The following is a 20,837-nucleotide window of genomic DNA, read 5'->3' as shown; positions in this document are numbered from 1 at the left end:
AGTGACGGGGAGAAGGGGCTGACCGCAAACCTCGGCGTCCATTCTGCCGAGCTGGCAAAATCCTCGGCAACAGCCTCTTTCTCCCCGTCACTACGGGGCGAAATGCCCGGCAGGGCAATGAGGGGCGGCGCCGACGGTTGGACTCACCCATCGCAGCAGTGGGCCCCTCTTTCTACCGCTGGTACTTATCCGCCTTGCGCGTCCCCAGCAAAAGCTTGCGCTCAAGCTGTGCCCGCAGCTCGCCATAATAGGCGGTGAGGAAGGCCCTGGAATCGACCGGCTCGATTGTCATGCCGATCTTGCGCCCGATCGTTTCGGCCACGGCTTTCAGCGCGAAATAGTCGTCGCGGCGCAGCACCTCTTCCAGCTTGTGCAGTTCGGCGATGCCATAGGCATCGAGCTGCGCCTGGGTGAAGCGGAAGGCGCGGGTGGTGGTATCCTGGCGTTGCGACAGGTCTTCGACCAGCGCCAGCTTGGGCGCCTCCACCACCCAGGTTCCGGCCAGCAGGTCGCCGATGCGCATGCGGTCGCGGTTGAACAGCGGGAAGAGCGCAAACAGCAGCGTCCACACCAGCCCGAAGATCGTCGACAGCGTGTCGGCGAGCCCCATCTGGCTGCGGCCTAGGATGATCGACAGCGGCAGGAAGATCTCGATCTCGCGCATCAGGTTGCGGGCGATGACCTGATCCACCGACAGGCCGGCGCCGCTGCGCGAAGCCACCCGGATGCCGAGCATCCGTTTGCCGGGCGTGGCGGCGCGGCGGCCGGCCTCGAAGACGATGAAATAGGCGTTGCGCAGGAAGAAGATCAGGATGATCCAGACGATGAACAGCGGCTGCGCGCCTTCGCCTTTGAGGCCGGCCAGCCCGAACAGTGCAACGATCGAGATCACGATCGCCGTGACGATGATGATGACAAAGTCGAGCAAGAAGGCGGCGGCGCGAGTGCCGGCATCGGCGAGCTTGATCCGGAGATCGACCCCTTCCGGCGTGATCAGCGGCCGTATCGTCGAGACGGCAGCACGCCTAGCGGTCGCCATGCCGCACCACCCTGAACACATAGAAATAACAGAGCCACAGCGTCAGCATGCCGCCGCCAATGGCGTAGCGTGTCACGTCGCTGGTGATCACCTGCCTGCCGATGCCTTCGAGCAGGCCGGCAAACAAAAGCATGATCGTCACCCCGACCATGGTGGTTGCGGCCACGCGCCCGGCATCGGCTGCCGCCGTCATCCGCGTCAGTTCGCCGGGGAAGGCGATGCGCGTGCCGATGCGCATGCCGGCGGCGCCCGCCAAGGCGATCGCGAACATCTCGGTGGTGCCGTGGATGGACAGCCAGCCGCCCAGCTCCAGCCCGAGCCCCTTGGCGATGTAGATCTGGAACATCGCGCCAAGCAGGCAGCCATTCATCAGGATCAGGAGCACGCTCGGCACCGCGAAAGCAAAGCCGAGCGCGAAGGCAAGGATCGCCACCTGGACATTGTGCGTGAACAGATAGGCGGCGAAGCCCGACAGGAAATTGCTGTCGGCGCCGTCATAAAGCACCTGTCGCAGGACTTCGACTGAGGCATCCGGGTTGCGCCCGCCGGCCAGGCTCGGCGGAATGATGGCGTCGAACCAGCCCTTGTCTTTGGCCACCAGCCAGTAGCCGGCGCCGGCGCCGACAAAGGTCAGGACGACCGACAGCAAGGTCTCGCGCCACAAATCGCGAATGGCATGCGGCCAGTCATGCAGAAAGAAATCGCCGATGCGCTGCCGCAAGCCGCGACGCGCGCCATAGAGGTAGAAGTAGCCGCGCAGGCACAGCGCTTCGAGATAGCTGACCAGCGCATTGTCGAGCGACGTCGCCCGCGCCACCGAAAGCGAGGACAGCGCCGAGCGGTAGAGCAGCGGCAGCGACAAAAGCTCGTCTTCCGACAGCGTGCGCGGCGCACGTTTCTCGACCCGGGCAAGCAGCGCCTCGAACGCCTTCCAGTCGGCCTCGCGCTCCGAACGGAAGCTCGCCAGCGACTGGCGCACCGCATCCTTGCCGACCAGCGCGTTCACAACAGATCCTCCCGCTTTAGCTCGAGATAGCGCTCGACCAGCGCCGGTCCGAGCCTCTGATGGTCGGCTTCGATGACATGCGCGCCGAGCAGCCTGAGCCTGCCGATGACGACCTGCCTTTCGCGCAGCAGCCCGCCGGCAACGACCGAGCGCGCCACATCCTCCGGTGCGTCCGGCGGCATGTCGGCCAGTGTCTCCAGTTCGACATCCTTCATCATCATGAACAGCACCAGATGCCGTTCGGTGAGCCGACCGACGGTGCGCAGCATCAGTTCGGCGCTGATCGGATCGACGAAGTCGGTGAAGATGATCACCAGCGAACGCCGGTCGAGCTTTGCTGCAAGGGTCGTCAGCGCCAGGGTGAAATTGGTCTCTTCGGTGGAATAGTCGATCTCCGCCGCCCGCTTCTGGATCATGGCGAAGCTGGCGGAGCCGCGCACGGCGCCGCTGGAGACGCGCGGCCGCGCATCGAAGCCGAACAGTGAGACCATGTCGCCGCCCTTCAGCGCAATGAACGCCGACAGCAAGGCGGCGGTGACCGCGCGGTCGACCTTCGGCACGCCGTCGACGGGCTCGCACATCAGCCGGCCGCTATCGATGGCTAGCACGATGTTGTTGTTCTCCTCGATACGGAATTCGCGCGCCAGAAGCCTGCCGTGGCGGGCGCTGCGCTTCCAGTCGATCATGCGCCGGCCCATGCCGGGCTGGTAGTCCTTGAGCGCCTCGAATTCGCGGCCCTGGCCGGCGCGGCGCTGCGCATGTCCGTCGGGCAGCGCCTGGCGCTGCAGAAGCGTGATCGCCTCGTCGCGGGCGCTGCTGACGTTGGGCAGCACCGCCACCTTGCCGTCCATCGGCAGAACCACCTGGTTCCAGACCAGCCCGAACGGCCCGCGCCAGCGCACCCACAGGCGATCGAACCTGGCAATGCCGCGCCGCAGCGCCTGAAATCTGAGATCGAGCGATGCGCTGCCGGCCTCGGCGGTCGATGCGCCGCCGGTGCCGCCCAGCGGTTGCAGCCGCTCGTCATGGCCAAGACGCGCCTGCACGGCGCGCGGCCGTCCGCCGAGCCTGGCGGTGACATTGACGGTGAGCTGGCCGCCGACGCTGACCTGCGGCGGGGCGTGGATGCTGGCGTTCAGAGAAGCCCGTCCGCGCCCGGCGGCCGCGTCCACGGCCAGGAAAGCAAGCAGCGCGCAGATCCACAAAAGGCCGAGATACCACAGCGACGGCAGCGCGAGCGCGATCAGGAAGGCCGGTATTGCACCGGCCGCACCTGCCCAGACTGCCCGGCCGCTCGGATAAATCAACGTGGCGCTTCCGTCTGGTCTACAAGGTCGGTCACGATCTGTTCGACCAGGCGGCCGTCGATCTGCGCCGCCGGCGACAGGATAACGCGATGGCGCAGCGCCGGCACGGCAAGCGCCTTGACGTCGTCGGGGATGACATAGGCGCGCCCGTCGAGCGCTGCCCGGGCGCGTGCGGCTCTCGCCAGCATGGCGCCCGCACGCGGGCTGGCGCCGACTTCCAGATCGGGGCTGGCGCGCGTGGCCCGCACCAGCCTTGCGATATAGTCCACGACGTCGTCGACAAGCGTGACCCCGCCGACGGTCGCCAACGCCTTTTCCAGCGTCTTGCGGTTGGCCTGGGCGGTGATGCCGTATTGCTTGATATCGTGCGAGGCGGTGCCGCCGCCATGGTGGATGATGATCGCCTTTTCCTCTTGCGCGCCGGGGTAGCTCACCCGGTGCTTGAACAGGAAACGGTCGAGCTGGGCTTCGGGCAGAGGATAGACGCCCTGATGTTCGATAGGGTTCTGCGTCGCCACCACCATGAAGTTCGGGCCGAGCGCATGAGTGGTGCCGTCGAAGGTGACGGCATGCTCCTGCATCGCCTCCAAAAGGGCAGCCTGGGTCTTGGGCGGCGTGCGGTTGATCTCGTCGGCGAGCAAAAGGTCGCAGAAGATCGGGCCGCGCGTCAGCGTGAATTGCCCGGTCTGGAAATTGTAGATGTTGGAACCGACGATATCGCCGGGCATCAGGTCGGGTGTGAACTGGATGCGGCCATAGGCGACGCCCAGCGCCTGGGCAAAGCAGCGCGCCGTCATCGTCTTGGCCGTACCCGGCGGTCCTTCGAGCAATATATGCCCGCCGGCGAACAATGCCGTCAGCATCAGATCGACCGTATCGTGTTGCCCGGTGATGGCCTTGGCCACCTCTTCCCTGATCTGTGTCGCCAGGGCCTTCACATCATCGACGTTCACCGAGCCTCCTTGCCGTCCAGTCGTGCAGCTTTTCGGCTGCATCATGCATTTGTGTCAGGGTCTTTGCCGCGTTCGCAGCTTGCAGGCGGGTCGTGAACCCGCCGGCTTCGTCCTTATCGCGGGAATCGAGCCAGCGGTCGAGCGCTTCGCCCTGCAAACCGTGCGGCGCGCCGAGCAGCGCGCCGGCGCGCACCCGCGCCAGGGTTCCATAGCGGTCGCCCAGTTCCTCCAGCCGGCCGGCGCGGCGCAACAGCATCGCCGTGGTGTCGACCAGCGCGCGTTTGCCGAAGGCGATGGCGCGCTGATCGGCCCGTGGCGGCCCGAACCGGCCAAGGCCATGCAGGAAGGCAAGTGCCGCCGCCGCCAGGATGGTCAGCGTCAGCGCCAGGAAGGGCGGCTCGACCAGAAGCTTGGCGAGATCGTATTTTCGCCCGACGCCATGCAGCGTCAGGTCGAACATGACATGACCGTCGTCGGGCTGCAGAAGCTCGATCAGCTTCAGCACCGCCGCCGCCTTGTCAGGATCCTTGAGCCCGGCATTGTTGATCAGGTCGGGGTCGGTCAGGACGTAGAATCGCTCGTCCTCCACCTCGGTCAGCACCGCCTTGCCATCGCCGGCTGCAATGAGGGGATGTTTGTCGGCCACCCATTGCAGTTCATCGGGAACGCTGACCGTCTGTCCCGCCACGTCGAGTTGCTTGACCGTGGTCCCGCCTTCGCCAAGCTTGGCCTTGGCGATGCGGCCGAGCCAGTCGTTCACCATGACATCGGGCAGCCGCAGGATTTTCATCTCCCAGCCTTCGTGGCCCGCCAGCGGCAAGGTTGCCCATTTGGGCAGCACGAACAGCGTATCGAGGCCCTTGCGAAGGTTGATGATGTTGGCAAGCGCATCCGGGTCGCTGTCGGGCGAAATGGTGACGATCAGCAGCATCTCGGCGCCGAGATCGCTGTCGGAACGCGCCATGGTGGGCGACTGGTTGGTCAGCTTCAGCCATTCAGCCAGACCGGCATAGCCGATGCCGCTCTTCGACAGCGGCGTTGCGCCGCCGACATTCGGCTGGCGGAAATCAGGGGCATAGGTTGACAACAGGAAGAAGCCTGCGGCCGCGAGCAGGCTGGCGAAAATACCCCAGAACAGCGTCCTGCGGCTGAACGGTTCCTGCTGGGCGATGTCGGCTGTCGCGTCACTCACGTCCAGGCATCCCTGAAGACGAATCGCTCATAGGCGCTGCGCGCCTCCTGCCAGCCCTCGGGCCCGACCGGCCGGCGCGCGAACAGAGCGGCCTCGACGATGCGCGCGATCTGGGTAAAGGCGCCACGCGCCCGCGTTGGCAGCGACGCCGCTCCCGCGATATCGCGCGCGGTCAGCGACGGGCGCAGGAAGTCGGGCAGGCGGCCGGCAATGTCGGCAACGCTGCGGCGAAGCAGGAGATGCACCGCCTCGTCGTAATTGCCCCGGGCGGCGAGCGCATCGGCTTCCGACAGCAGGACCTGCGCGGCGCCAACGTCGGGGTGCCATGTCGCTTCCGCCTCGGTCACGCTCTTTTTGCGCCACCAAGGCAGGCGCCAGGCGACGCCTTTCACCTCAAGCAAAATCAGCAGCAGAATCATTGCGGCACCTGTGATCACGGCCCCCCAGAACAGATAGATCATGTAAGGGCCGAGCTGTGCCAGGAATTCGGCCAGCGGCTTTAGCCACTCGGGCGTCTTGGGCTGTACGTAGGCCGGCAGGTCGAACTGGATCGAATCGTCCGACAGCAACTGCTTGTGCAGTTTGGCCAGCCATTCGGCTTGCGCAGCGTCCGGCTGTGCAGCAGTCACCTTTTCGCCCCCATGAACCTGCGGTTCGCGAGCCGACACTGGCAATACGCTAAGGCAATTGCAAGCGGCGGCAACCGCAAGTATCAATATCGGTGATTTATACTTTCTGATTTCGGGTATCCATTAGTCGGGGGGAATGTAACATGACGTCAATCGCGAGCGAGCGGCCGGAACGGTTCAGCGTCGGCAGGGCTTTCAGCAATACGTTTTCGGTAATCGGACGCAGCTTCGTCCCACTTGCCGCCATCGTCGGCCTTTTTTCGACGCTGCCTGCGCTGCTGTACAACATCTGGAGCTTTAGACAGATTGCAAAGATAGCAGTACCTGGGGCGAGCTTCGAGCAATCGGCTATGGCGGGCTATGGTGCCGTTTCGATGATTGCCGGCCTGGTGCTCCTGATCTTGGCCTTTCTGGCGCAGGCGGCGCTGGTACGAGCGACAATCGAAGATTTGAACGGCAAGCGCCCGTCGATTGGCGATTGCATTCAGATAGCCCTGCGCAGCTTCCTCCCCACGCTCGGAATTGGTCTTGTGATCATCGTGGCAATGTTTCTGGTGGCGATGATATTAACGGTCATCACCATGGCCATCCCCATCGTCGGCGGTGTGATTGCACTTCTGTCGCTCATCCCCATAGCCATGTGGCTGATCAGCATATCGGTGGCTGTGCCCGTCGCAGTTCAGGAAAGGCCTGGCGTCTTCGCCTCGATTTCGCGAAGCAGGGCGCTGACGAAGGGAAGCCGCTGGCGGATATTCGCGCTGTTTCTGGTCCTCGGCATTGTTGCGATAGGGCTACAAGTGGTTTTCACCTTGCTGTTTCAGGCTGCTATTGCGAGCGGCGGGATCAGCACGATCGGTCTCATTGCCGCTGCCATCGGAAGCAGCCTGCTGTCGACAATCGTTTCGGCGGTGATTTCGGTGGCGATTGCCGTCACCTATGTCGAGCTGCGCCAGGTCAGGGAAGGCACCAGCGTCGACGAACTGGCGGAGATCTTCTCGTAACGAAGGTTTTGGCACGAGAACAGCCAGTCATGTTGGCGCGATTGGCCGGGATCTAGCTCGGGCCGGAAGGGGTAATCGTGGCATCGACGGCGTCGGCGCGGCTTGAGAAGTTCCAGATCGGCAGGGTTTTCAACAACACCTTCCCCGTGATCGACCGCAATCCCGGTCTGATGATTGCTTTGGCGGCGCTTTTCCTGGTCCTCCCAGCAGTTGCGCTCAATCTGTCGAACCACTGGAATGGCGGCCCCAACGGCTACATCGCCACACCTCCGCTCGGCGCGAAGTGGGTCATTATGAGCAGCTCGTTCTTATCGCTCGTTTTAAGCCTGATCTATTTCGTTTGCGCGCTGTTGTTCCAGTCCTCGCTGGTGCAAGCGACGATAGAGGACCTGAACGGCAAGCGCCCGGCGATCGGCGACCGCATCCAGATAGCCTTGCGCAGCATATTCCCGACGCTGGGGGTGGGGCTGATTGTCTTTTTGGCCATGATCCTTGGCCTCATCGTGATGGGCATCGCCGGAATGTTGGTGCCGATCTTCGGAGCGATCATTGCCTTCGTGGTGTTGCTCGTTGCCGGCATCAGGTGGCTGCTCGGCATATCGGTTTCCGTGCCGGTGCTGATGCAGGAGCGGCTTGGCATGTTTGGCGCGATGTCGCGCAGCCGTGCTCTGACAAAGGGCAGCCGCTGGCCGATGTTCGGTGTCTTTCTGATCCTGTTTTTGGTGGCGCTTGCCTTCCAGATGATGTTTGCCTTGCTGATCGGCCTGATTGTCGCTTTCTTCAGCGGCCTCTCGACGGTCGCCCTGATTTTCGGCGCTATCGGAAGCGTCCTTATCGCGACGGTCGTGTCCACGGTGGCATCGGTGGCCATTGCGGTCGCCTATGTTGAACTGCGCCAGGTTAGGGAAGGCACCAGCGTAGACGAACTGGCGGAAGCCGACTCGGCTGGTCGGGCGGCGGGGATTTCAGTGACAACAGCTTGGCCCCGCCTCCGCGCTCGTCCGACACAGGCACGACGAGGTGATCGCCACATCCCGCGCGAGCTGGACATGGTCGAAGCAGCGTTTGGCCGCACGGTCTGCCTCGTCCTTGCCGTGCTCGTTCCAGGTGAGGTTGTAAAAAGGCCCGGCGGCATAGGCGATGCCCCAATGCACGAAGGCGCAATCAGGATCTGTCTCCAGCGCCTTCTCGAAGCACTTTATGCCTTCCTCATGGTTGAAGCCGTAGCACCAGTTCAGCCCGATATCGAACCAGCGCTGCGTCTCGGCCGAGGCGGTGGAGATTGGACGGCGATAGGTGCCGAGGTCGAAGTGGTCCATGCGTTCTCGTGCAAAATATCGCGGCCAAAGTGTATCAGGCCTTGAACTCAATCTTGGGGTGCTGACCTAGGTAAAGTGCGAAGCAATCTGTTCGACAGGGTCCTTGTCTGGGCGCACCAAAAGCCAGAAGATCAGCCCTGTAGCGCCACCGAGTATCCCTATGAAGGAGCATGCATAGAGAACTCCGCCGATTCCCAATGGAGGACTCCACTTACTGAGGCCGAAGACAAACGCTGGAACAAAAACTGCCAGAAAGCCAACGACGACGTATACCCAAAAAAACTGCCAGCGCCGTCGGGTCAGGACATAGAAGGCCGGAATTCCTACCACCGCCTCCACAACATAGAAAACAAGGGTTACGAAGATAAAGCCCGACAACGGCCCCGTCTCAGGGTGGTTCGCATGCCAATTGTAGCCGGGCAGGATCGCCGGAATAATGGGTGCAAGAATGAAAGCCCAACGGGCGCGCATGTGTATTCTCCGGAATGACGCGAGCCCACAGCGGCGCCTCGTCGACACACCAGACCGATCCACGGTCGCCGCGTCAAGACAGACACCGTCGTAAATGCTCGGAGTGCGCTGCAGGTATCTACCTGAGCGACATACCGCTCAGGTGCCAGCCGGTATGCGGCGTCCCCGAAGGATCACCCCTCCAGCCACACCTTCTCAAAATGCTGCTCGAGCGACTGGTGCTGTTCGCAGCCTTGCACGCCCTTGCGATAGGTGCGGTAGACGGAGCGCCAGTAGGGCTGGATGATGATGCCGGCATCGCGCAAATTCTGCTCGATCCTGCCCATGATCTCCTTGCGCTGGGCGGCGTCCGGCGTTGCCAGAGCCTTGTCGAGAAGTTCGTCGAACTCTTTGTTTGCATAAGCGCTTTCGTTCCAGGCGGCGCCCGATTTGTACGCGAGCGCCAGCACCTGGACGCCGAGCGGGCGGCCCAGCCATTCGGTTGTGGAGAAGGGGTATTTGCTCCAGTCGTTCCAGAAGGTCGCGGCCGGCAAAACTGTGCGCTTGATCTTCAGGCCAGCCTCGCGCATCTGCGCGGCGATCGCATCGCCGGTGCTTTTTTGCCATTCGACGTCGACCGAGATGAGCTCGAATTCGTGGTCGGCCTTGCCGGCCTCGGCGAGCAGTTTCTTCGCCTGATCCATATCTCGCTTGGCCGGACCGATATCGGCGTACTCCGGATGCATCGGACCGACATGGTGGTTGTCGGCGGGCTTGCCGCGGCCGCCGAGGCCGAGCGCCAGCACGGCGGAATTGTCGACGGCAAGCTGGGCGGCGCGGCGCACCTTGACGTCGTCATAGGGTGCGTTGCCGACATTGAAACGGGCAACGATGGTCGATCCGGTGGCGATCTCGGAATTCAGCAAGCCCATCTGCTCGGTCTGCGACACGGCGTCGGAAGCGGTCTCATGGTCGGTGTCGATCTCGCCGGATTCGAACGCCGACAGCATCGCGTTGGGGTCGGAGCCGTAATCGACCCATTTGATGCCGTCGAGGTAGAAGTCGCCCTTCCACCAGGGCTTGTCCTTGCGCTTCACCTCCGCACTGGTCTCGGCATTCCAGCTGTCCAGTTCGCAAGGGCCGGTGGTGATTGCGAGCGCCTTCATCGGATCGTCGCCGCCCTCATAGGAGCGGTGCATGATCAGCGCGGGATAGTCGGCCATCCCTGCGATCAGCGAAATGTCGGGTTTCGGCAGATTGAGCTTTACGGTGAAATCGTCGACCTTCTCGATGCCGCCATCGACCGGCTTCTTGGTGTCGGCATTGACCAGCGCGCCCATGCGCGCGGCGACCGAATTGCCGGCGACGGAAGCGTCGCACCAGCGGCTGAGATTGTGGATGACGTCATCGGCGTTGAAGGCGTCGCCATTCGACCAGGCGATGCCCTTGCGCACATGCAGCGTCAGCGTCCTGGCGTCGTCGCTGGTTTCCCAGCTTTCGAGCAGCCACGGCTCGAAGGTGAAGTCGCGGTTCCAGCGCACCAGATATTCGTTGCAGTGGCGCGCCACATTGGACATCTCGACACCGTCGAAGGTGCGCGGATCCTTGAAACCCTTGACGTTCATGGCGACGCGCAAGGTGCCGCCGCGCTTCGGCTCCTCTGCCCGGGCGGGCGACGCGCTGAGGCCGCCCAATGCCAGTGCTCCGGCCGCGCTGACGCCGAAGCCGGCCATGATGGCGAGATATTCGCGCCGGTTGACGCCGCCTTTTCTGAAATCATCGGCAACGGGCTTCGCCTGCGGGTGCAAATTGCGGTCGGTCAGCATGAATTTCATCGTTGTTCCCTCTTTTGTCGGGCGCCCCGACGGTCCGCCTCCGCTGGGGGGCGGATGCGATCATCGGGCGCCGTTGCCTGAGCAGGTGATGATAAAGCGGGCCGATCCCGGGAAATGTTCTCATTTCCGCAATTCTTGTGCGCCATTCCGCAGAGGTAGACGGCCAATCTCCCCCCTTGTGGGGGAGATGTCCGGCAGGACAGAGGGGGGCGCTGTCCCGCCATCCCGTCTGCCGACTGGAGTATCTTCACAGATAATCGTGCGTTGATTTAGGATACTGAAGGGCCGCGATCCTTCGCGCCCCCCTCTGGCCTGCCGGCTTTCGTCGTTCGGAAAGCCAAGCAATTGGCTTTCCATCCGCTACGCGGACCACTCCTCAACCCCCATGAGGGGGAGATCAGCGCTTCGCCGCCTCAATATGGCCAGTCGTTCTTGCCGAGCACGGCGACGGCGGCGATGGCTGCAAGCGTGCACACGAACGCCTCGCCGGCGCGCGGAACACTTTTGCGGGCGCGCAGAAAACTGTGCACCAGCCGCGGCTCCTCATACCACCAGGCGCGGCCGCCGGCGGCAACGACGCGGTCGCGATAGGTCTCGCCGTCCGACGACAGCGGATCGCACTGGGCAGTGATGATGACAGTCGGCGGCAGGCCGGAGAAGTCGTTGTCTTTCAGCGGAGAAAAAGTCGGGTCGTCGGGCGACTGTGCCGGGGCAGCGCGAATGGTGCGGTAGAACGCGATGTCGCGCAGCGTCAGCAACGGTGCCTCGGCATGTTCGACATAGGAGCCGGCACTCTCGTCGCCGCCGAGGCCGGGATAGATCAGCACCTGGCCGGCCGCCTGGCGCAGGTGGCGGCGAGACGCGTGCGCGACCACGGCGGCAAGGTTGCCGCCGGCGCTTTCGCCGACGAGCACGATCGGCAGGTCCGTTGTCACCGCCGCCCATTCGAACACGGTCAGCGCGTCGTCGAAGGCGGCCGGGTGGGGATGTTCCGGCGCCAACCGGTAGTCGGCCGAAACAACGTCGAAACCGGTGCCGGCGCAGATCTCGGCGCAGATGTCGTCATGGCTGTCGAGCCCGCCAAGCACAAAGCCGCCGCCATGATAGTAGACGATGACGGCGCGCACGGGCTTGCCCGCCATCCGATAGTAGCGGATCGGGATGGCGTGCCCTGCATCGGCGGCGATGATGCCGCCGCTGGCCGAAACCCCTTTGGGATAACCCTGATGGAAGGCGCGGCACATCGCATCATAGACCGACCTTTGCTCGGCGATCGGAAGTTCGGCGATTTCTGGCGGGAACCAGTCATTGACCAGGTCGATATACTCCCACAGCGCCGGATCGAGCAGGGTGGCGTATTTCCCCCGCCTGGCGGTCTTGAGCTTGTGGACCGTGCCCATCTCTCAGAGCTCGCCGTAGAGCCGTTCGGCGTTTTCAAACGTGAAGCGCAGCGGTACCGAGCCTTCGACCTGCCATGCATCGATGGTGTCGCCCGCCATCAGCCGGCACGCGTCTATCGTGTTGGTGACGGCGCCGCCATAGAGCCGGTTGGCAAGGTTGAGGATGGCGGTCTGGTGCATGGCGGCACTGCCGCTGCCGCAGGCATCCTTGACCAGAAGCACGCGAAAGCCGGATGCCACCGCGTCCTTCACGGTGGCGTCGATGCAGGCCTCGGTCCAGACGCCGGCGACGATCAGCCATTCGATGCCGCGCGCCTTGAGTTCGGTTGCGCCAGGTCCGGCGCCGAAGGCGCTGGCCTGCGTCTTGACCAGCATCGTCTCGCCGGCCGCGGGCGCCACCTCCGGGCAGATTTCCGTCAGAGGATCGCTCTTGTCGGAAAAGGCGGACTTGCCGTCGGCGTCGAGCGGATGGAACGGACGCGCCTTGGCGGTATCGACGATATAGGCCCAGTGATACAGCGGCACGAAGTTGCGCCGCGCCGCCGCCTGCAGGCGCTGGACGTTGGCAAGCACCTCGCCAAAACCTTCGACCAGATAGCGCTTGTCCTGCCGATGCTCTTCCTGGAGGTCGATGAACGCCGCGGCGACCGTGCCGCGTTTGATCGAGATCGGGCTTTTCATGCGGATAGGCCTTGGTTCGCGACCAACGCTATTCCGTTCAGCGAAGTGGCGCCAACAGTGGTGATTGGCCGGTGCCTCCCCACCTTCGTCATCCACGGGCGAAGCAGGAGCGAAGCTCCGTCGCGGAGACCCGAGGATCCATGCCGTGACGCTGGCCGGAGAGTGCGGCGGAGCAAAACTTGCACCGTTGCGGCGCGGATGAGTCCCGGCATGCATCCTAGGGTCTGCGCCGCGTCGCTGCGCTCCTTGCTTCGCCCTAGGATGACGACGGGATTGGCGTTCGCGCTGGTTGCCAAGGGATGCGAAACGACCATCAAACCTGTTTCTCCAGAAACTCATCCTCATAGGGAAAGCGCGACAGAAGCTCGGTGCCGGTGTCGGTGATCAGGATCTCGTCCTCCAGCTTGACGCCCTCGCGGCCGCCTTTCTCGCCGATATAGCTTTCCACGCTCACCACCATGCCGGGCACGACAACACCGTCGCGGCCGTAGGTTTCATAGTCCATGGCGTGCGCTATGAACGGCGTCTCGCCATGCATGCCGACGCCGTGCATCACCGAGGTATAGCGCTGGTCGACGAAGCGGTCCGGGATTTTCCACGCTCTTTCGGCGATCTCGCGAAAAGCCATGCCCGGCCTGACGATCGAAATGTTGTGCTGAACCTGGTCGTGTGCCATGCGGTAAAGCGATTTCTGATAGCCGGTCGGCTTGCCCGGCCCGCAGCGGAAGGTGCGCGAAAAATCGGAATAATAGCCATAGCAGCCGATCGTGTCCGTATCGAGCGCCAGAAGCTCGCCCGGCCGGATCTTGCGGCCGCTGGCCTCGTTGAACCAGGGATTGGTGCGCTGTCCCGAGGTGAGCAGCCTCGTCTCGATGAACTCGCCGCCCTGGCGGATCACCTCGCCATACATGATGGCGAACAGATCGTTTTCGGAGACGCCGGGCTTGATCGCCTCGCGCACGGCATAAACAGCGGCTTCCGCGCCGGCCATCGACACCTGCAGGCATTTTACTTCCTCGGGTGTTTTCACCGCCCGCACAGCCAGGATTTCGCCCTGGCAATCCCTGACCTCGCAGCCGCGCTTTTCCAAGGCCAGCGCCTGCAGATGGCTGCAGCGGTCGAGCCCGAGCTTCATCGAGCCGCCGCCGTGCTTCTTCAGGAGCTCGGCGATCTCGTCGGCGAAGGGGCCGGCCGTCTCGTCGTCGCGGCCCGACACCGAAGACCATACCAGCTTGGACGGGCGCGCCTCGTCGATCGTGTCGAGCACCATCGAGACGTGGTAGCTCTGCGGATATTCGAACAGCACGATCGGCCCGTCGGTCGGGATGAAGAAATACCGCGTCGAGTTGCGCAGGAAATAGCCGAACATGTTGCGCGAGCCGGTGGCATAGCGCTGGTTGTAAGGGTCGAACAGCACGACGCCGCCATAGCCGGCCTCGCGCATCCAGCCGCGCAGCTTGGCCAGCCTGCCCTTGCGCAGCGCGTCGGCATCGATGAAGGACGGCTCGGTGTCCGAAAGCCACATGCCGCCGGCAGAGTCAGCCGCGGCCGGGTGGCGCATGCGGTCCTTGAAGTCCACATCCTCGGTGCTGTCGGGGTCGAATACGACGATGCTCATGGGTGCGCCTCCTGAAAGGCTCGAACATAGCTCGGCATTGGGTAAAGGCTGTGCGCAATCCCGCAAATGTCGTGCGAAATGCCGCAGAACGCTGGCGGGACAGCACCCCCCTCTGGCCTGCCGGCCATCTCCCCCGCAAGGAGGGAGATCAGCAGCTTCGCTGGCCGCGTCAGCACCCTCAGCGTTGGTGATTGGCGAAAGCAGGCGAGCGCTTGATCTCCCCCCTTGAGGGGGAGATGCCCGGCAGCGCAGAGGGGGGTGGGCGGGAACTCGACGTGGGCGATAAGCGCCCCCCTAATGCCGCCGCATCGCCTTCGGCGCATGCCCATGCTCCTCCCGAAAAGCCCGGGCAAAGCTCGACATCGAGGCGAAGCCGCAGGCCAGTGCCACGTCGCGCACCATCAGCGTCGAATGCGCCAAAAGGTCGGCGGCACGCCGCAGCCGAAGCCGCCGGTAGTAGCCATTAGGCGAAATGCTGAGCTCGGTGCGGAAATTGCGCTCCAGCTTGTCGGAGGAGACGCCGAGCCTTGCCGCCAGTTGCGTCATGCCGAGCCGTTCCTCGACCGCATCCTCCATGATGGCAATGGCCGACAGCACCAGCTCGTTCTGGACGCCGGTCCGCAGCCGCAGCGGCATCAGCTTGCGGTCGACACTCGAGCGCAAGGGGCTGTGCACGAACCATTCGGCGACGCCGGCGGCGAGCTCGCCGCCATAGTCGTTGGTGATGATCTCCAGCATCATGTCGAGGCTGCCGACACCGCCGGCCGAGGTGAAGCGCTTGCGGTCGATGACGTAGAGATCGCGCCGGAGCTCGATATCCGGGAATGCCTCGGTGAAGGCGGCCTGGCTGGTCCAGTGCAAGGTGCAGGCATGGCCGTCGAGCAGGCCGGCCCTGGCGAGGAAGAAGGCGGCGTCGGCCACCGCGCCGATATGGGCGCCGGCCCGCAGGCTCTTGCGCATCCAGGCAACCGCATCGTCGGCTACGACGAGGTCGGCATTGCCGCCCGAGCAGACGACGATGCGGTCGACCTTCGGCGCGCCAGAAGCTGAGAATCCCGGTTGTATGACAACCCCATTGGACGCCTCGACCGTGCCCTGGTCGGCGCCGACGATCACCCAGCGGTAACAATCCCGTTTGGCCAGCACATTAGCGGCGCGCAGCGGCTCGATCACCGAACTGAACGCCATCATCGGAAAGCCGGGAAACACCAGCACGGCGAAGGTGAGGGGGCCTTCATGCGCTGCCGGTTGCGCGCGGTGGTGTGTCTGGCTGGCACGGTCGGTATTCACAATTGTGTATTTCCCAGGCGCGTCATTGGTGGCAGACAGGAGATATAGCGGGCTTTTTTGCCCGCCGGCAACGGAGACGAACCATGTTTGCGGCCCAGACCATCGACAGCTCCGACAAGCCAGCCTTCTACCGCGAACTGGCCACCCAGTTGAAGGCGCTGCTGGAGGGCGAGAGCGACTCGATCGCCAATGCCGCCAACACGTCGGCGCTGATCTTCCAGATGGTGCCCGACCTCAATTGGGCCGGCTTCTATTTCCTGGCCTCCGACGAGGAGCTGGTGCTTGGGCCGTTCCAGGGCAAGCCGGCCTGCGTGCGCATCGCCGTCGGCAAGGGCGTGTGCGGCACCGCGATCGACCTCGAAATGTCGATGTTGGTCAAGGATGTGCACGAATTTGCCGGCCATATCGCCTGCGACGCCGACTCGCGCTCGGAACTGGTCGTGCTGCTCAGGGACAATGACGGCGTCTTCGGCCTGATCGACCTCGACAGCCCGACGCCCGGCCGCTTCGACAAGGACGACCAAGCCGGCATCGAGGCGCTTGCCGCGATCTATGTCGCGGCGAGTTCGTTCGAGGACTAAGCGAACTTCACCAGCATCAGACTGAAGCCGCCGATGAACAGGAAGGCGCAGAAGGCGAGCGCCAGCGGGCGCAGGCCGCGCGAGCGCAGCTGCGAAATGTTGGCCTGCAGGCCCATGGCGGCGAGCCCCATGGTCAGCATGATGGTGGTGCCGAGCGCCATTGCCGACTTCACTTCGGCCGGCACGGTGACCAGGCTGTTCAGCGCCACGACGGCGACGAAAGCCGCGACGAACCACGGCATCGGCGGCCGCGCCGCCGATTGATCGCTTGACCGGTCGCTGCTCGTCTTGCGGCGCGCCATCAGGCCGAGCGCGATGACCATCGGCGCCAGCATGGCGACACGGGTCAGCTTGGCGACGGTGGCGATCTCGCCGGACTGGGCGCCGTTCTGGAAGCCGGCGCCGATGACCTGTGCCACCTCGTGGATCGAGGCGCCGGCCCACAGGCCGAATGCGTGCTGCTCGAGGCCGAGCACCGGCGCCAGCAGCGGAAAGCCGAGCATGGCGACGGTGCCGAACAGCGTGATCGAGGCGACGGCATAAGTGACGTCCTCGTCGCGCGCATCGGTGACGATGTTGGTGGCAACGATCGCCGAAGCGCCGCAGATCGAGGTGCCGGCGGCAATCAGCTGCGCCAGCTTGGCGTCGACGCCGATCAGCCGGCCAAGCGTAATGGTGAAGACGAAGGTCGCTCCAAGGGTCAGCGCCACGATGCCGACGCCGCCGGCGCCGATGGAGACGACCTGGCCGAGCGTCAGCTGAAAGCCGAGCAGCACGATGGCAAAGCGCAGCAGGCGCTTCTGCGAGAAGGCGATGCCGGCCTTGGCGTGGGCGGGGGTGCCGAGCACGTTGGAATAGATCAGGCCGGCGACGACGGCGAGGATCATCGGGCTGAACAGCGCGAAGCCGGAGACATTATGAGCCGAGAAGGCCACCCCCGTGATCATCGCCACCAGCACGATACCGGGCATGACGCCATTCCACACGGAATCGAGCCGCTTCCGGCCCACGGCCAGGTCGGCGGAAATCATGCTGATCGGAATATCATTCGCTAGCTGGGCGGCGGCAGACAATGCAATTCTCCAGGCAAGTACCTCAGGAGAATGTCATTCCAGAATCGATCTTTCCAACGAATTGTTCTTGTTGGAATGATCGATTTTTGTGAACGTTTAGGGCGGCCGAGGTCAGAATGAGAGAGCGGCCGGGCGAAACCTGGAGCCCCCCTAGATCATGATGAATTCCCATCACGATCTAACCCCACTTTTTGGGATCATGCCCTAGTATTTCATCCCAATTCGCGCGGCGATCGTATGGTCCTGGCTGTCGCCGTTGCTGCCGACCGCGGTGCTGTAGTTCAGCCCGAAGGCAATACCGCCGATTTGCGCATCGACGCCGAGCCCGATTGACAAATAGTCGTTGGAAAAGGCATCTGCGTCCAGCGCGTAGGGCGTGGTGCCGATATCGGCATAGCCGAGGCTGACGCGGCTGGAGCCGGCAAAGTCGTGCGTATACTCAAAGCGCGCGCGCGGTGTGAGCAGACCCCAGCTGGTAGGAATGTTGTTCTCGATGCGCAGGCCAAGGGTGCCCGACAGCGTGTCGACGGTCTGCTTGCCGAAGGTCAGATTATAGATGTCGCCACCCGTCTCGGTGAAGCCGCCAAGCGTGGAGTGGGACCCCGACAGACGTCCATAGGGTGATATCAGAGAGTCCGGCCGGCGAAATTCGTAGCCCGCCGTCAGCGACCCGAAGACCTGGCTTCCGTCGCGCGTTCCAGACGCGAAATCGCCGGTATCGGTCACATAGCGCTCACTGTCGAAATTGAGGGCGCCATAGCCGGCAAGGCCATCGACAAAAAAACCTGGCGCCGGGCGGTAGCTGCTATAGGCGGCGACCGAGATGGCATGGGCGCGGCTTTCGGTGCCGTTGCTCCCGACGTCGGTGACGTCATGGCCATAGCCAAACCCGAGACCGGCGGTGAAGGTCGGGGAAAAGCGGTAGTCGGCACCGACGCTCACGCCGACCAGCGTATGGTCGAGCTTGATGGCTCCATCGTCATCGGTGCCGAAATTGACGTAGCCGCCGCTCCAGAAGGCCAGTTCGCCAAATGGGTTCTCGGCCGGCAGTGACGACGTCTGGGTGTCCACGTCCGTGCCAGTTGAAGACTGTCCGGTCTTGATCGGCGACGCGCCGGTCGAAGTCCTGTCCTGCTTTGCGTTGGCGTTGGGCTGAATGCGCTCCGGATTGGGCGCTCCGTAAGTGGACTGCGACGATGCCGTGGCGATTGCGGCGAGCGCCGGATCGTTCGCCGCATTCTGCTGCTGAGCGTATGCGTCGGGATTGTCCGACGATTGCTGGACGGCAACGCTGAGGCCTATCGAATTGTGGCGCTGGTCGCCCTCATTGTGGAGCTGTTCCAGCCTCTGTCCAAATCCCTGGATCTGAATGTCGGCGAAGTGCTTTGCCGCCTCCACCTGTGCCCGAATCAGGCCGATCACTTCCGGATCGCGGGAGGGGTCGGGCCGTGCCGTGACGTTGATGGTCACGGTTGCCGGAGGTGACGTTCCGTCGGCATTCGAGAGCGTGTAGGTCAGGCTGGTTGTGCCGGCAAAGGTGGCTGCCGCGGCAAACTGCAGGATATAAGCGCCGCCATCGGGCACAATGGAAGCCGTGCCCGCTTCGCTCGGCGGCGGCGAGGCAATCGTGGCGCTGGTAAACGGCCCATTCGTAGCCCCTTGCGTCAGGTCGAGGGACCCGGTCGTTCCGGCCATCACGTCCAGCGTGTGGTCCTGTGCCGACGGCAAGTGGATCTCGACGACCACAGTGTAGTCACGTTGGCCGGTAAAGCCGTTGCTGTCCGTGGCCCGCACCGTAAAATCGTAATTGGCCGCGACAGTGGGTGTGCCAGCCAGTGTACCCCCAGGCGAGAGTGCGAGGCCGGGAGGCACCGAGCCGGAAACCACGGTGAAGGTGTAGGGTGCGGCGCCGCCATTGGGGCTGCTTGCGGTGATGGTCTGGCTGTACGGCGTGCCAATATGTGCATTCGGCAATGTTGCCGGCGAAAACTCCACCGTCACCGTGGTGCAGGACAGGACAAGATTGGTCACGTCGGCTCCCGCCACCGTGCCCGAGGCCGTCGTGACCGTGCATGTCTGGTCGGCCGGCTTGGCAGTAACCTCAACGCTCCAGTTGGAGCCGGTCAGCAGGCCATCCGCAAAGGCAAAGGTGGTATCGCCGACATTCACGTCCCTGGTTTGCGTCCCTGCCGGCGAGCTTGATGTCAATTTCAAACTCACCGTCCCGGTCTGACCGCTCGCCGTGCCGCTGATCACATAGAGCGGCTCATCAAAACAGATCAATGCGGACCCATCGCCTGAATTGACGCCTTCCGCCACCGCAGCCGATTGCAGCGAGCCGGCATCCGATGATCCGCCGCCGCCGCCGCCGCCGGCGCCGTTCCAGTTCTGCTGGCACGAGGTCGTGCCGACGCCTGCGCCGCCACCACCGCCGCCGACAGTAGCCCCGCCACCGCCGCCACCAGCATATCCGGCGCCCAGGAAAGACCCTGAGAAATTTCGTGCAGTTCCGCCTTGGCCATTTGTCTGACCGGCCGTGCCAGGAAAACTATCGCACCCAGCGCCGATCGCGCCACCGGCACCTACAGTGCCACCTTCACCGCCAAAGGGGCCAAGGCCGCCCGAAACATCGGTTCCTGCCGAGCCGGATCCCCCGCTCTTGCCACCGGCGCCACCAGCTATCGAATTTGTAGTGTGCCAGCCCCCGTTGCCACCGCCGCCACCGCCGCCAGCAATTGCCAGCCGGGTTCCGCCCAGCCGCAGGTCGGTCGCCCCGCCACCATTGCCGCCGTCGGGAGTACCGCTCGCGCCACCGGGATTGACCGCGAGCGAGCCACGGCCGCCAACGCCGACAGAAAGGATGTCACCCGGCGCGACAGTCAAGGAACCGCTCACCTGGCCGCCGAGCCCGCCGGCGCCGCCTGGGCTCAATGGGCTGCCCCCGATGGTGCCGGCGCCGCTCTTGCCAACCCCGCCTTGCGCTCCCTTGAGGTATACTGTGGCGGAATGGGTGTTGCCAGGAACCGAGATGGACTGGTCGCCGCCAGTAAAGCTAAAAGCATGAGCTGTCTGTGTGGGACTACAAGACTGCCCGAGCGCTGACGTCGTGCCCGCGAGCGCGTAGACGACCGTCATCGCGCCTAACAAACGTGAGATTGTACGCTTTGCCAGCCCTCGATGCATGGCGCCCCCCCGTCAGCCCGTCCAGTGCTTCTCCGCTTATATTATGATGCCAAGATTAGATCAAATAGAAATTTGAACCAATGGTAGGTTGAATGTCCAACAATATTAGCTGTTGCTGTTTTTTTGTACGCGTACGAGAGCCCTACTCGACGGCGCAGCAGTTTAGGCGAGCAACCACCGCGCAAGGTGAAGACTGGCGTTGCCTGGCAGTACACTTATGGCCTTGCCGGCGCCGCCCGCTCTAGCCGCGCGGGTCAACTCGGAGGCTGGGCCAACGCCA

17 protein-coding genes are annotated in these 20,837 nt (G+C 63.8%); 3 read left to right on the top strand and 14 right to left on the bottom strand.

Annotated elements, in window-relative coordinates; translation table 11 throughout:
• Window positions 1–172: 172 nt before the first annotated feature.
• From NKH22_RS29500 to NKH22_RS29475, 6 genes are read right to left on the bottom strand one after another with little or no spacing between them, the layout of a single operon-like run.
• Window positions 173–1,039, bottom strand: a complete 867-nt coding sequence (locus NKH22_RS29500) for an RDD family protein (protein WP_023698034.1) — start codon at window positions 1,037–1,039, stop codon at window positions 173–175.
• Window positions 1,026–2,045 (bottom strand): stage II sporulation protein M, encoded by a 1,020-nt coding sequence (locus NKH22_RS29495; RefSeq protein WP_023698035.1) that lies wholly within the window; start codon window positions 2,043–2,045, stop codon window positions 1,026–1,028. Before NKH22_RS29495 ends, NKH22_RS29500 begins: the two co-directional genes overlap by 14 nt.
• Window positions 2,042–3,352, bottom strand: coding sequence for a DUF58 domain-containing protein (locus tag NKH22_RS29490; protein WP_023711604.1), 1,311 nt, complete (start codon window positions 3,350–3,352; stop codon window positions 2,042–2,044). The genes NKH22_RS29495 and NKH22_RS29490 overlap by 4 nt, the downstream gene beginning before the upstream one ends.
• The gene (locus NKH22_RS29485) at window positions 3,349–4,305 is read right to left on the bottom strand and encodes an AAA family ATPase (RefSeq protein WP_023711603.1); all 957 of its coding nucleotides are present in this window, start codon (window positions 4,303–4,305) and stop codon (window positions 3,349–3,351) included. Before NKH22_RS29485 ends, NKH22_RS29490 begins: the two co-directional genes overlap by 4 nt.
• On the bottom strand, window positions 4,292–5,497 hold the full coding sequence (locus NKH22_RS29480) for a DUF4350 domain-containing protein (protein WP_352912152.1): 1,206 nt from the start codon (window positions 5,495–5,497) through the stop codon (window positions 4,292–4,294). The genes NKH22_RS29485 and NKH22_RS29480 overlap by 14 nt, the downstream gene beginning before the upstream one ends.
• On the bottom strand, window positions 5,494–6,126 hold the full coding sequence (locus tag NKH22_RS29475) for a DUF4129 domain-containing protein (protein ID WP_352912150.1): 633 nt from the start codon (window positions 6,124–6,126) through the stop codon (window positions 5,494–5,496). The genes NKH22_RS29480 and NKH22_RS29475 overlap by 4 nt, the downstream gene beginning before the upstream one ends.
• Before the next feature lie 143 nt (window positions 6,127–6,269).
• On the opposite strand from NKH22_RS29475, the gene NKH22_RS29470 reads away from it, so the two are divergent.
• Window positions 6,270–7,127 (top strand): hypothetical protein, encoded by an 858-nt coding sequence (locus tag NKH22_RS29470; protein WP_023821147.1) that lies wholly within the window; start codon window positions 6,270–6,272, stop codon window positions 7,125–7,127.
• 77 nt (window positions 7,128–7,204) lie between these two features.
• A complete protein-coding gene (locus tag NKH22_RS31590; RefSeq protein WP_502908613.1) occupies window positions 7,205–8,491 on the top strand; it encodes a hypothetical protein in 1,287 nt (428 codons plus the stop codon).
• Between the two features lie 21 nt (window positions 8,492–8,512).
• Here NKH22_RS31590 and NKH22_RS29455 read toward each other — a convergent pair whose 3' ends face one another.
• The 6 genes from NKH22_RS29455 to NKH22_RS29430 form a co-directional block, all read right to left on the bottom strand.
• Entirely contained in the window at window positions 8,513–8,917 is a 405-nt protein-coding gene (locus NKH22_RS29455; RefSeq protein WP_023742726.1) for a hypothetical protein, read from the bottom strand.
• Between the two features lie 173 nt (window positions 8,918–9,090).
• A complete protein-coding gene (locus NKH22_RS29450) occupies window positions 9,091–10,731 on the bottom strand; it encodes an ABC transporter substrate-binding protein (protein ID WP_352912146.1) in 1,641 nt (546 codons plus the stop codon).
• 413 nt (window positions 10,732–11,144) lie between these two features.
• Window positions 11,145–12,131 carry an alpha/beta hydrolase gene (locus NKH22_RS29445; RefSeq protein ID WP_352912144.1) on the bottom strand — a complete coding sequence of 329 codons (987 nt, stop codon included), beginning with the start codon at window positions 12,129–12,131 and terminating at the stop codon, window positions 11,145–11,147.
• 3 nt (window positions 12,132–12,134) lie between these two features.
• Window positions 12,135–12,812: an isochorismatase family protein gene (locus NKH22_RS29440; RefSeq protein ID WP_023694383.1), complete on the bottom strand. Its 678-nt coding sequence runs from the start codon at window positions 12,810–12,812 to the stop codon at window positions 12,135–12,137.
• A 313-nt stretch (window positions 12,813–13,125) separates the two neighbouring features.
• The gene (locus NKH22_RS29435; protein ID WP_352912142.1) at window positions 13,126–14,430 is read right to left on the bottom strand and encodes a M24 family metallopeptidase; all 1,305 of its coding nucleotides are present in this window, start codon (window positions 14,428–14,430) and stop codon (window positions 13,126–13,128) included.
• Between the two features lie 294 nt (window positions 14,431–14,724).
• Window positions 14,725–15,621, bottom strand: a complete 897-nt coding sequence (locus NKH22_RS29430; RefSeq protein ID WP_352912163.1) for a GlxA family transcriptional regulator — start codon at window positions 15,619–15,621, stop codon at window positions 14,725–14,727.
• Between the two features lie 182 nt (window positions 15,622–15,803).
• On the opposite strand from NKH22_RS29430, the gene msrC reads away from it, so the two are divergent.
• The gene (msrC, locus tag NKH22_RS29425; RefSeq protein ID WP_352912140.1) at window positions 15,804–16,301 is read left to right on the top strand and encodes a free L-methionine (R)-S-oxide reductase MsrC; all 498 of its coding nucleotides are present in this window, start codon (window positions 15,804–15,806) and stop codon (window positions 16,299–16,301) included.
• Here msrC and NKH22_RS29420 read toward each other — a convergent pair.
• Window positions 16,298–17,332, bottom strand: a complete 1,035-nt coding sequence (locus NKH22_RS29420; protein WP_352912138.1) for a YeiH family protein — start codon at window positions 17,330–17,332, stop codon at window positions 16,298–16,300. The two genes, msrC and NKH22_RS29420, sit on opposite strands and share 4 nt — an antisense overlap.
• A gap of 246 nt (window positions 17,333–17,578) precedes the next feature.
• Window positions 17,579–20,509, bottom strand: a complete 2,931-nt coding sequence (locus NKH22_RS29415) for an autotransporter domain-containing protein (protein WP_352912136.1) — start codon at window positions 20,507–20,509, stop codon at window positions 17,579–17,581.
• Window positions 20,510–20,837: the final 328 nt, after the last annotated feature.

The sequence above is a fragment of the Mesorhizobium sp. M1252 genome (assembly GCF_040318265.1).
Classification (GTDB): Bacteria; Pseudomonadota; Alphaproteobacteria; order Rhizobiales; family Rhizobiaceae; genus Mesorhizobium.
This window is presented reverse-complemented; position numbering and strand designations above follow the sequence as displayed.